Raw genomic sequence first — 10,590 nt, forward strand, 5'->3', positions numbered from 1 at the left:
TTGTAACGTTCAGGCATCATAAAAAGGAGAAGCTATGCTGGGTTTAAAACAGGTTCACCATATTGCGATCATTGCCACCGATTACGCAAAAAGTAAGGCCTTCTACTGCGATATTCTGGGCTTTACGTTGTTAAGCGAGGCTTACCGTGAGGAGCGTGACTCCTGGAAAGGCGATCTCGCTTTAAACGGGCAATATGTGATTGAGCTGTTCTCTTTTCCTTTTCCGCCAGCACGTCCGTCCCGCCCGGAAGCCTGCGGCCTGCGCCACCTTGCCTTTAGCGTCGACGACATTGATCGTGCCGTAAAACATCTGGAGACCCACGGCGTGAAGTGCGAAGCGATTCGTATCGATCCGTTCACCGACAAGCGTTTTACCTTTTTCAACGATCCGGATGGCCTTCCGCTGGAGCTTTACCAGCAGTAATTTCCACCCTGTGTGATAATGCCCGCTCAGTTCGGGCATTTTTATGTGTGATTTTCTATGACCCTACCCGCGATTGCTCAAGCCATTTCACCGTACCGCCAGCTGCTGGTGGGGTTTAGCGGTGGCCTGGATTCCACCGTTCTGCTCCACCGTCTCAAACTCTGGCGTGACAACGAGCCTGATATTCAGCTTCGGGCGATGCACATTCATCACGGGTTAAGCCCGCACGCGGATGCGTGGGTGGCACACTGCGAGGCGGTGTGTGCGGCATGGGCGATCCCGCTGACTGTTGAACGTGTACATCTCCATGATGAGGGGCTGGGCATTGAGGCGCAGGCGCGTAAAGCTCGCTATGCCGCTTTTGCCGCTGAATTACAGCCTGACGAAGCGCTGGTCACGGCGCAGCATCTCGATGACCAGTGCGAGACGTTATTACTGGCCCTCAAACGAGGAAGCGGCCCGGCGGGGTTATCCGCGATGCCAGAACGGGCTGATTTCGCCGGATCGCACCTCCTTCGCCCGCTGCTTGGCGAGACGCGAGCCTCGCTGGAAACGTGGGCACGGGAACACGGGCTGAGCTGGATTGAAGATGAAAGCAACCAGGATGACCGCTATGACCGTAACTTCCTGCGTCTGCGTGTCGTACCGCTTCTGAGCGAGCGCTGGCCGCACTTTGCAGAAGCGGCAGCACGCAGCGCCATGCTGTGCGCTGAACAGGAGAGTCTGCTGGATGAGCTGCTGGGCGAAGAGCTGGCGGAACTGATTTCCGCGCAGGGATCGCTTACCATCGCACCGCTGGAAGCAATGAGCCCGGCGCGTCGGGCCGCATTGTTACGACGCTGGCTGGCCTCTCACGGTGCCGCTATGCCGTCGCGGGCAATGCTGGCTCGTCTCTGGGCTGAAGTCGCCCTGGCACGGGAAGATGCTACGCCGTGTGTACACCTGAACGGTTTCGACGTCAGACGCTATAAAGGGGCGCTCTGGTGGGTTAAATCATCTCCCTCGCTCGCCGACAGGGTGCTTGACTGGCCGTCGCTTGCGGAACCGCTGCTGTTGCCCTGTGATGCCGGTCGTGTGTCTCTGGTGCCAACCGGCCATGTGCGTCTGCCTGAACCCGGGGAGCCAGTAACCGTGCGCTTTAAGGCGGGCGGTCTGCTGCATATTGTCGGGCGCAACGGAGGGCGGAAGCTGAAGAAAATCTGGCAGGAGAGCAATGTGCCGCCCTGGCGACGCGATACCACGCCGCTACTTTTCTACGGTGAAACGCTGATTGCTGCAGCAGGGGTATTCATTACGCAAGAGGGGTGGGCAGAAACGGGCGTGCAGTTTGAGTGGAAAGCGTAACGGGCAGCCGGGCTGCCCGTTAGTGTCATCAGGATTCGCTCACCACAACGGTGCCGATTTGCGGGTGGCTGAAGCTGGCAATTTTGTCCAGACGTAGCTCACGCGTCGCCCCGGCATCTTCCACTATCAGATATTCCACATTCTTTCGCGAAACCAGGTCGCTGGCTTTTGCCTTCAACACTTCGCCATCTTTTAGCTCCAGCGTCAGTATTAAATGATGCTGGCAGGCGAGTTCGAGGTTGTCATAGTCATCACAATTGATGGGTTGATAAGTTTCATTCATTGACATAATCGCTCACCAGTAAATTCGCCGCAGCATACGCTGCTTTTTCCCTGACCGATTCTGAAAGGCCCTCATCAGAGGCCACTTCATTAAGCACTTTCAATACACAGCCCAACGCGTCCGGGACATACCCCAGATCTCCGCTGGCGATTTCCGCATACCGTTTGCGAATTAACTCACAATAATTATTCACATCCCCTCCCGCCAGCGCACTGACTTACTGTGAGATATCATTAAGCCTACGAAGATAAACTCGGTTTAGCAAGGTGACTATACCATACTCATTTAAGCAATATCAGCGCCTTGATAGCCGGTGAATGTTCACCCGGGAACAGCCTTTTTATTCCTTTTTCGCTACAATGTGCGCCTGATTCGAAAGGAGTTCTCTCATGGCGCTGAAAGCGACAATTTATAAAGCTGTGGTCAATGTGGCAGATCTTGACCGCAACCAGTTCCTGGATGCGTCACTCACTCTGGCACGCCACCCCTCTGAAACCCAGGAGCGCATGATGCTGCGCCTGCTGGCGTGGATAAAGTATGCTGACGAGCGTCTGCAATTTAGCCGGGGCTTAAGCGCTGAGGACGAGCCAGAGGCCTGGCTGCACAACGATCATCTGGGTATCGATTTATGGATTGAACTCGGTCTGCCGGATGAGCGCCGCATTAAAAAGGCCTGCACGCAGTCCGCTAAAGTGGCGTTATTCGCGTATAATCAACGTGCTGCGGAAATCTGGTGGCAGCAAAGCAAGAGCAAGTGCGGGCAGTTTGCCAACCTTACCGTCTGGTATCTGGACGATGAGCAGCTGGCGAAGCTGAGCGAGTTTGCCAGCCGGACGATGGTCCTGCAGGCCACAATTCAGGACGGTGCTATCTGGCTTTCTGATTCTCAGAATAATCTGGAAATTCATTTGACGGCGTGGCAGCCAGCGCCATGATTGTCTTGTCCCGAAACGTTAGTATCCCTGACAATGAGCTGGAGATCACCGCCATCCGTGCTCAGGGGGCGGGTGGACAGCACGTTAACAAGGCTTCAACGGCTATCCATTTGCGCTTTGACATTCGGGCCTCCAGCCTGCCAGAGTATTACAAAGAAAGCCTGCTCGCTGCCAGCCATCACCTGATCACCAGTGATGGCGTGATTGTGATTAAAGCGCAGGAGTACCGCAGCCAGGAGTTGAACCGCGAAGCGGCGATTGCCAGACTGGTGTCGATGATTAAAGAATTAACGGCAGTGCAAAAAAGCCGTCGGGCAACGCGACCGACCCGCGCATCGAAAGAGCGTCGGCTATCGTCGAAGGCCCAAAAATCCACAGTGAAAGCACTACGCGGTAAAGTTCGTCGCCCTACGGAGTGACGAAAAGGAACACAATTTCATAAGGAATTCATTGTGAAAAAAGCATTATTGTCAGCGCTGGCAGTGAGTACGCTGTTTGCGCTTTTCGGGTGTAACAACCGTTCTGAAACGCAGGTCGTGCAGCCTGCGCAGAATGAAGAGTTAAAACCAATGCAGCAGAGCTGGCGCGGCGTTTTACCGTGTGCCGACTGCGAGGGCATTGAAACGTCACTGTTCCTGCAGAAAGACGGTACCTGGGTTATGAACCAGCGTTATCAGGGGGCGAAAGAACCATCTTCCTTTGCGAGCTACGGGACATGGGCGCGTACGGCTGAGAAGCTGGTACTGACGGATACCACCGGTGAGAAAACCTATTTCCGCGCCAAAGGTGAAGGGATGGAGATGCTCGACCGCGAAGGCAATCCGATTGAGTCCCAGTTCAACTATACGCTGGCCCCGGTGAAAGCTGCCCTGCCTGCAACGCCAATGCCAATGCGTGGGATGTATTTCTATATGGCGGATGCGGCGATCTTTACCGACTGCGCCACCGGCAAGAAAATCAGCGTGGCGAACAATGCGCAGCTGGAGCGTGATTACGCTGTTGCGCGTGGCAATGACAGCAAGCCTGTCCTGCTGACGGTAGATGGTCACTTTACGCTGGAGCCGAACCCGGACAGCGGAGAGCTGGTGAAAACGCTGGTGACAGATAAAGACGCGAAGTTTGTTGCGGGCAAAGACTGTAACAGCAAATAAGCCGATATCGGCCCATTAAAAAACCCCGCCTGAGCGGGGTTTTTTTGTTGAACGTTAACCTTTGATGGCTTTCACCAGGTAATCAAGAATGTCGCCAGTCTTGATCATCTGCTTTTCACCACTGCGACGGTATTTGTATTCAATGTCGTCGCTGTCGAGGTTACGGTCGCCGATGACTACGGTGTGCGGGATACCGATCAGTTCCATATCGGCAAACATCACGCCTGGACGCTCTTTACGGTCATCCATCAGCACTTCGATACCCTGAGCGCGCAGCTCGGAGTAAAGTTTTTCGGCCAGCTCCTGCACACGGTAAGACTTGTGCATGTTCATTGGCAGAATAGCCACCTGGAACGGGGCGATATTGTCTGGCCAGACGATGCCACGTTCGTCGTAGTTTTGCTCAATGGCGGCTGCAACCACACGCGTCACACCGATACCGTAGCAACCCATGGTCAGGATCTGGTTGCGGCCATCTTCCCCCTGAACGGCGGCATTCAGCGCGCGGGAATATTTATCCCCCAGCTGGAAGATGTGGCCCACTTCGATACCGCGTTTGATCATCAGGGTGCCCTGGCCGTCCGGGCTCGGATCGCCTGCCACCACGTTACGGATATCAGCCACTTCCGGCGTCGCGACATCGCGATCCCAGTTGATGCCGAAGTAATGTTTACCGTCGATGTTAGCGCCAGCGGCGAAGTCGCTCATTGCGGCTACCGTACGGTCAATAACCACCGGAACCGGCATATCCACCGGGCCCAGAGAGCCTGGACCTGCATTCACGACGGCACGGATTTCCGCTTCCGTTGCGAACGTCAGCGGGCTGGCAACCTGAGGCAGCTTCTCAGCTTTCACTTCGTTCAGTTCGTGATCGCCACGCACCAGCAGGGCAACCAGCGGGTACGCGCTACCTTCGGTGGATTTCACCAGCAGGGTTTTTACCGTTTTTTCGACGGGCAGGTTGAACTGCTCAACCAGCTCGGCAATGGTTTTTGCGTGAGGTGTATCAACCAGCGTCATCTCTTCGGTTGCAGCAGCACGTGGCGCTTTAGGGGCCAGCGCTTCTGCAAACTCGATGTTCGCAGCGTAATCAGAAGAGTCAGAGAAGATCACATCGTCTTCACCGCTCTGAGCCAGAACCTGGAACTCATGAGACGCGCTTCCGCCGATAGAACCGGTATCAGCCTGCACAGCACGGAAATCCAGACCCATACGGGAGAAGATTTTGCTGTAAGCCTCGTACATTTTGTCGTAGGTCTCTTGCAGCGATTCCTGAGACGTATGGAAAGAGTAAGCATCTTTCATCAGGAATTCGCGTGAGCGCATGACGCCGAAACGTGGGCGAACTTCATCACGGAACTTGGTCTGGATCTGGAAGAAGTTCAGCGGCAGCTGTTTGTAAGAGCTCAGCTCATTACGAATCAGGTCGGTAATGACTTCTTCATGCGTTGGGCCGAGGACGAATGGACGCTCGCCACGATCAACGAAACGCAGCAGCTCAGGGCCATATTGCTCCCAACGGCCGCTCTCCTGCCACAGGTCAGCGGGCTGAACCACAGGCATGGACACCTCGATAGCACCGGCGTTGTTCATCTCTTCACGCACGATGTTTTCGACTTTTTTCAGGACGCGCACGCCGGTCGGCAGCCAGGTATATAACCCGGAGGCCAGCTTGCGGATCATCCCGGCGCGCAGCATCAGCTGATGGCTGATCACTTCGGCGTCGGCAGGCGTCTCCTTCAGAGTGGAGAGCAGATATTGGCTAGTACGCATGTTGTTACGGTTCCATTTCGACGATTGGAACAGGCTGAAACACCAGCCTGAGACAAAAAAGTGGTTTAGTTTACCAGTGTGGCAAAGATGCCAAAAGAGAGGAGGACAAAATTACCTGGGTTCAAGGGCAAACACTTCAAAACCTGCCCCGGTCACGCGCCAGCGAACGTTAAAATCCAGCAGCCAGACGGCGTAGGTTTTCCCGGCGTCCTCTTCTTTACGATAGGCCGGACGGGGGTCCTGAGCCAGCACTTCGGTGATAAAGTCACGAAGGCGGGGATAGCGTGTTTCCAGCTGCTGAAGCTGCGTGGTTATCTCAGCCGTGAAGTGAACAGGCATATCTGCCTGCGGTGCTTCCTGTGCATAGCTTGCGCGGGCGTCGGGTAACGCTTCGGCAAAGGGGAGATACGGCTTGATATCGATAACCGGCGTGCCATCAACCAGGTCAAGGCTGCCTAACTCCAGTATGACCTGATCCTTCTGACAGCGTATACCTTTCAGTTCGACCAGCGACATCCCGACAGGGTTTGGACGGAAGGTTGAGCGCGTCGCAAACACGCCCATCCTGGCGTTGCCTCCCAGGCGAGGAGGGCGTACGGTCGGACGCCAGCCACCTTCCATCGTCTGGTGAAACACAAACACAATCCATAAGTGGCTGAATGCTTCGAGCCCGCGTACGGCATCGGCCTGATTGTAGGGCGCGATCAAGTGAAGCTCGCCACCGCTGGTGACCAGGCCTGGCTGGCGTGGCACGGCGAACTTCTCTTTATAGGGAGAGCGAATAACGCCTATCTGTTCGAACTGAAATGAACTCATTTCGCCGTAATGTTCAGCGCCGAGCCGATGCAAACCGCCTGACGGTAGCAACCCGGTGTTCCACTGGTCACTTCGCAGCTATGCAGCAGAACCGCGTTGGCTTTCATTTTTGCCGCGTTGATCTGCATGCGTTTACGCGCTGTTGGGATATTCGGTGGAGAGTCCTGATTGGTAGCCTGACAGGATTCGCCGCTTACTTCACCCAGTTCACGGAAAGGTTTACCCACGAGTTCGTCAGCTTTGGTAATAATGCGAACCGGCGCAGGGCGAGGCGCTTTCGGTTTTACGGGTTCTGCTTTTGGCGGGGTTGCCGTGCTTTGGACAGGTTCAACAGGAGATCTGCTTAGCATAGAACAGCCGCTCAGCATGAGTGCTAAAAGACAGATCGGTAAAGCACGCATAATAATTCCTCAATGGATAATCAAAACGTCAGATATTGAATCAGTTGACTGCACAAATGACAAGACGGGCATAAGCCCGTCTTGATGATATTACACTGAGGTGAGATTACCAGCCCTTAACAGCGCCGCCGTTAAACACTTTGTTGGCTTCCTGGTAAACTTCGTCAGACTGATAAGCCTGTACGAACTTCTTCACGTTTTCCGCATCTTTGTTGTCTTCGCGAGTCACGATCAGGTTTACATACGGGGAGTCTTTGTCTTCAACGAAGATACCGTCTTTCGCTGGCGTCAGGCCAATCTGGCTGGCGTACGTGGTGTTGATAACGGCCAGGGCAATCTGCGCGTCGTCGAGAGAACGTGGCAGCTGTGGGGCTTCCAGCTCAACAATTTTCAGATTTTTCGGATTCTCGGTGACATCCAGAACGGTTGGCAGCAGGCCAACACCGTCTTTCAGCTTAATCAGGCCCACTTTCTGCAGCAGCAGCAGGGAACGGCCAAGGTTGGTTGGGTCGTTAGGGACGGCAACCTGAGAGCCTGGCTGCAGTTCGTCCAGAGATTTAATTTTCTTGGAGTAACCGGCAATAGGGTAAACAAAGGTGTTACCCACACCCACCAGTTTATAGCCGCGATCCTTGATCTGCTGATCCAGGTAAGGTTTGTGCTGGAAGGCGTTGGCGTCGATATCGCCTTTGCTCAGCGCTTCGTTCGGCAGAACGTAATCGTTAAAGGTCACCAGCTCAACGTCCAGACCATACTTCTCTTTCGCGACTTTCTGCGCGACTTCAGCAACCTGCTGTTCTGCACCCACGATAACGCCCACTTTGATGTGGTTTGGATCTTTTTCGTCCTGACCGCAACCCACCAGTGCCAGAGAGCCGATCAGCGCGCCTACCGCTGCAAAGGTCTTTAATTTAAACGCCATGTTATATCCTTAACTCGTCGAGTTTGTGTTGTGTGTAACGTTATTTGTGAGTAACAGTCCGGACGATGCGATCGCCAGAGAACTGGATTAAGTAAACCAGCACAACCAGCAATACCAGAACGGTATTCATTACGGTAGCGTTATAACCAATATAGCCGTACTGGTAGCCAATCTGGCCTAAACCGCCGGCGCCAACGGCACCGCCCATCGCGGAATAACCCACCAGAGTAATCAACGTAATGGTTGCCGCGTTAACCAGCCCTGGCAGCGCTTCAGGCAGCAGGACTTTACGAACGATCTGCATTGGCGTTGCCCCCATCGCGCGGGAAGCCTCGATCAAACCGGTCGGGATTTCCAGCAGGGCGTTTTCCACCATACGGGCGATAAACGGCGCAGCTCCCACGGTCAGCGGAACGATAGCTGCCTGCAAACCGATAGACGTTCCCACAATCACACGGGTAAATGGAATCATCCACACCAGCAGAATAATGAACGGGATAGAACGGAAGATATTCACCAGTGCAGACAGGGTGCGATACAGCTTCGCGTTCTCAATGATTTGTCCCGGGCGCGTCACATACAGCAGCACGCCGACCGGCAGACCAATCACAAAACCAAAGAAGCCTGATACAAAGGTCATTGCCAGCGTTTCCCAAACGCCGCGAACCAGCAGCCACATCATCGGCTCAGACATAACCCAGTACCTCTACTTTTACGTGATGTTCTTGCAGCCAGGCAATTGCCGCCTGGGTTTCTGCTTGTGTGCCGTGCATTTCCGTCAGCATGATGCCGAACTTCACGCCACCGGCGTAATCCATTTGCGCGCTGATGATGTTGTTATTCACATTAAAGCGGCGCGCGGTTTCGGACAGCAGTGGCGCATCGACGGACTGGCCAGTGAACTCCATACGCAGCATCGGGACGCTGTCCGCGGTCGATTCTGTTTTTAAACGCTCCAGATAATCTTCCGGAATATCCAGGTGCAGCGTGGACTGAATAAACTGTTGTGCCAGTGGGGTTTTCGGATGGGAAAACACTTCGCTGACCGTGTCTTGCTCAATCAACTCACCGTTGCTGATCACCGCGACGCAATCACAGATGCGTTTCACCACGTCCATTTCATGTGTAATAAGGAGAATGGTCAGGCCGAGGCGGCGGTTGATGTCCTTCAGCAGCTCCAGAATGGAACGCGTAGTGGCGGGATCTAATGCGCTGGTGGCTTCATCGCACAGCAGCACTTTCGGGTTACTTGCCAGCGCGCGGGCAATGGCCACACGCTGTTTTTGTCCACCGGACAGGTTTGCCGGGTAGCTATCGTGTTTATCACCCAGACCAACGAGATCCAGCAGTTCGGTTACGCGACGCTTAACTTCTTCTTTTGGCGTGTTGTCCAGTTCCAGCGGCAAGGCAACGTTGCCAAACACCGTACGGGAGGCCAGCAGGTTAAAGTGCTGGAAGATCATGCCAATCTGGCGGCGTGCTTTCGTCAGTTCTTTCTCTGAAAGTGCGGTCAGTTCCTGCCCGCCTACTTCTACACGACCCTGGGTTGGGCGCTCAAGCAGGTTAACACAACGGATCAGCGTACTTTTACCTGCACCCGATGCGCCAATGACGCCATAAATTTGACCAGCAGGAACATGCAGGCTGACATTGTTCAGCGCCTGAATGGTTCGGTTCCCCTGCTGGAACACTTTGGTGATATTGGAAAGTTTAATCATTAGATTATTTTTATCGTATGTAAGTTAGCCGTGGCATTTTCTTCTGCCAGATACGGGTGATGACCGTAAACAAAACGGATGTTAAGGCATCCAGACGTCTAAATCAATCCAACTCTGTACGATGAGCACTTTATTGCGCTGCGATTCATGAGATACTAGCTGTACATGCCTTTTTCAGGAGCAAACCGGTGGCAAAATCAGTACCCGCAATTTTTCTCGATCGTGATGGCACTATTAATGTGGATCACGGTTATGTCCACGAGATTGATGAGTTCGAGTTTATCGAGGGCGTTATCGATGCCATGCGCCAGCTGAAAGAGATGGGCTATGCGCTGGTGGTCGTGACCAACCAGTCCGGCATCGCACGTGGAAAATTCACCGAGGCGCAATTCGAGACGCTGACGGAATGGATGGACTGGTCGCTGGCTGACCGCGGTGTCGAACTTGATGGCATTTACTATTGCCCGCACCACCCGCAGGGAACTGTAGAAGAGTTTCGCCAGACGTGTGATTGCCGCAAGCCGCATCCGGGAATGTTTATCTCTGCGCAGGAATTCCTGCATATCGATATGGCTGCTTCTTATATGGTGGGCGATAAACTGGAAGATATGCAGGCAGCAACCGCCGCAGGTGTGGGGACTAAAATACTTGTGCGCACCGGCAAACCTGTGACCCCTGAAGCAGAGAGTGCCGCGGATTGGGTGATTAATAGCCTGGCAGAGCTGCCAAAAGAGATTAAAAAGCACCAAAAATAGCCTTTTTGGTGAAAAGGTGAGCGGTCGAAATAAAAATGCATATTTCCGCTTGTCATTCCTCGGCGGCA

At 54.0% G+C, this 10,590-nt stretch carries 14 protein-coding genes; 6 read left to right on the plus strand and 8 right to left on the minus strand.

Annotated elements, in window-relative coordinates; all coding sequences use genetic code 11:
* The first annotated feature begins 34 nt into the window (after window positions 1-34).
* Entirely contained in the window at window positions 35-424 is a 390-nt protein-coding gene (locus tag ACMGG3_RS22330; RefSeq protein ID WP_014168718.1) for a VOC family protein, read from the plus strand.
* Window positions 425-481: 57 nt separating this feature from the next.
* Window positions 482-1,768, plus strand: a complete 1,287-nt coding sequence (gene tilS, locus ACMGG3_RS22335; RefSeq protein ID WP_414149463.1) for a tRNA lysidine(34) synthetase TilS — start codon at window positions 482-484, stop codon at window positions 1,766-1,768.
* Window positions 1,769-1,796: 28 nt separating this feature from the next.
* On the opposite strand, the gene rof is transcribed toward tilS, so the two are convergent.
* Both rof and ACMGG3_RS22345 read right to left on the minus strand, forming a co-directional pair.
* Window positions 1,797-2,057: a Rho-binding antiterminator gene (rof, locus tag ACMGG3_RS22340; protein WP_014168720.1), complete on the minus strand. Its 261-nt coding sequence runs from the start codon at window positions 2,055-2,057 to the stop codon at window positions 1,797-1,799.
* A complete protein-coding gene (locus ACMGG3_RS22345) occupies window positions 2,044-2,244 on the minus strand; it encodes a YaeP family protein (RefSeq protein WP_014168721.1) in 201 nt (66 codons plus the stop codon). The genes rof and ACMGG3_RS22345 overlap by 14 nt, the downstream gene beginning before the upstream one ends.
* Before the next feature lie 196 nt (window positions 2,245-2,440).
* Between ACMGG3_RS22345 and ACMGG3_RS22350 the strand changes: the two genes are divergently transcribed.
* From ACMGG3_RS22350 to nlpE, 3 genes are read left to right on the plus strand one after another with little or no spacing between them, the layout of a single operon-like run.
* Window positions 2,441-2,986 (plus strand): YaeQ family protein, encoded by a 546-nt coding sequence (locus tag ACMGG3_RS22350; RefSeq protein WP_153853284.1) that lies wholly within the window; start codon window positions 2,441-2,443, stop codon window positions 2,984-2,986.
* Window positions 2,983-3,405, plus strand: a complete 423-nt coding sequence (gene arfB, locus ACMGG3_RS22355) for an alternative ribosome rescue aminoacyl-tRNA hydrolase ArfB (protein WP_020882624.1) — start codon at window positions 2,983-2,985, stop codon at window positions 3,403-3,405. Before ACMGG3_RS22350 ends, arfB begins: the two co-directional genes overlap by 4 nt.
* Window positions 3,406-3,438: 33 nt before the next feature.
* Window positions 3,439-4,137, plus strand: coding sequence for an envelope stress response activation lipoprotein NlpE (gene nlpE, locus ACMGG3_RS22360; RefSeq protein ID WP_032681625.1), 699 nt, complete (start codon window positions 3,439-3,441; stop codon window positions 4,135-4,137).
* A 54-nt stretch (window positions 4,138-4,191) separates the two neighbouring features.
* On the opposite strand, the gene proS is transcribed toward nlpE, so the two are convergent.
* The 6 genes from proS to metN form a co-directional block, all read right to left on the minus strand.
* Complete coding sequence (proS, locus tag ACMGG3_RS22365; protein WP_078774266.1) at window positions 4,192-5,910, minus strand: proline--tRNA ligase; 1,719 nt, start codon at window positions 5,908-5,910, stop codon at window positions 4,192-4,194.
* A gap of 111 nt (window positions 5,911-6,021) precedes the next feature.
* Window positions 6,022-6,726, minus strand: coding sequence for a tRNA (N6-threonylcarbamoyladenosine(37)-N6)-methyltransferase TrmO (gene tsaA / locus ACMGG3_RS22370; protein WP_025205135.1), 705 nt, complete (start codon window positions 6,724-6,726; stop codon window positions 6,022-6,024).
* Window positions 6,723-7,127 (minus strand): Rcs stress response system protein RcsF, encoded by a 405-nt coding sequence (gene rcsF / locus ACMGG3_RS22375; RefSeq protein WP_014168727.1) that lies wholly within the window; start codon window positions 7,125-7,127, stop codon window positions 6,723-6,725. The genes tsaA and rcsF overlap by 4 nt, the downstream gene beginning before the upstream one ends.
* A 106-nt stretch (window positions 7,128-7,233) precedes the next feature.
* Window positions 7,234-8,049: a methionine ABC transporter substrate-binding lipoprotein MetQ gene (gene metQ / locus ACMGG3_RS22380; protein WP_014168729.1), complete on the minus strand. Its 816-nt coding sequence runs from the start codon at window positions 8,047-8,049 to the stop codon at window positions 7,234-7,236.
* A gap of 40 nt (window positions 8,050-8,089) precedes the next feature.
* Window positions 8,090-8,743, minus strand: coding sequence for a methionine ABC transporter permease MetI (locus tag ACMGG3_RS22385; RefSeq protein WP_014168730.1), 654 nt, complete (start codon window positions 8,741-8,743; stop codon window positions 8,090-8,092).
* A complete protein-coding gene (gene metN / locus ACMGG3_RS22390) occupies window positions 8,736-9,767 on the minus strand; it encodes a methionine ABC transporter ATP-binding protein MetN (RefSeq protein WP_014168731.1) in 1,032 nt (343 codons plus the stop codon). The genes ACMGG3_RS22385 and metN overlap by 8 nt, the downstream gene beginning before the upstream one ends.
* 188 nt (window positions 9,768-9,955) lie before the next feature.
* On the opposite strand from metN, the gene gmhB reads away from it, so the two are divergent.
* Entirely contained in the window at window positions 9,956-10,522 is a 567-nt protein-coding gene (gmhB, locus tag ACMGG3_RS22395; RefSeq protein ID WP_014168732.1) for a D-glycero-beta-D-manno-heptose 1,7-bisphosphate 7-phosphatase, read from the plus strand.
* The last annotated feature ends 68 nt before the right edge of the window (window positions 10,523-10,590 follow it).

Source organism: Enterobacter sp. BNK-18 (assembly GCF_047456135.1).
GTDB lineage: Bacteria > Pseudomonadota > Gammaproteobacteria > Enterobacterales > Enterobacteriaceae > Enterobacter > Enterobacter ludwigii.

Excerpts from the sequence above, each read along its gene's own strand:
- ACMGG3_RS22330 (WP_014168718.1), top strand. The coding sequence starts at position 35 with ATGCTGGGTTTAAAACAGGTTCACCATATTGCGATCATTGCCACCGAT.
- tilS (WP_414149463.1), top strand. The coding sequence starts at position 482 with ATGACCCTACCCGCGATTGCTCAAGCCATTTCACCGTACCGCCAGCTG.
- rof (WP_014168720.1), bottom strand. The coding sequence starts at position 2,057 with ATGTCAATGAATGAAACTTATCAACCCATCAATTGTGATGACTATGAC.
- ACMGG3_RS22350 (WP_153853284.1), top strand. The coding sequence starts at position 2,441 with ATGGCGCTGAAAGCGACAATTTATAAAGCTGTGGTCAATGTGGCAGAT.
- arfB (WP_020882624.1), top strand. The coding sequence starts at position 2,983 with ATGATTGTCTTGTCCCGAAACGTTAGTATCCCTGACAATGAGCTGGAG.
- proS (WP_078774266.1), bottom strand. The coding sequence starts at position 5,910 with ATGCGTACTAGCCAATATCTGCTCTCCACTCTGAAGGAGACGCCTGCC.
- tsaA (WP_025205135.1), bottom strand. The coding sequence starts at position 6,726 with ATGAGTTCATTTCAGTTCGAACAGATAGGCGTTATTCGCTCTCCCTAT.
- rcsF (WP_014168727.1), bottom strand. The coding sequence starts at position 7,127 with ATGCGTGCTTTACCGATCTGTCTTTTAGCACTCATGCTGAGCGGCTGT.
- metQ (WP_014168729.1), bottom strand. The coding sequence starts at position 8,049 with ATGGCGTTTAAATTAAAGACCTTTGCAGCGGTAGGCGCGCTGATCGGC.
- ACMGG3_RS22385 (WP_014168730.1), bottom strand. The coding sequence starts at position 8,743 with ATGTCTGAGCCGATGATGTGGCTGCTGGTTCGCGGCGTTTGGGAAACG.
- metN (WP_014168731.1), bottom strand. The coding sequence starts at position 9,767 with ATGATTAAACTTTCCAATATCACCAAAGTGTTCCAGCAGGGGAACCGA.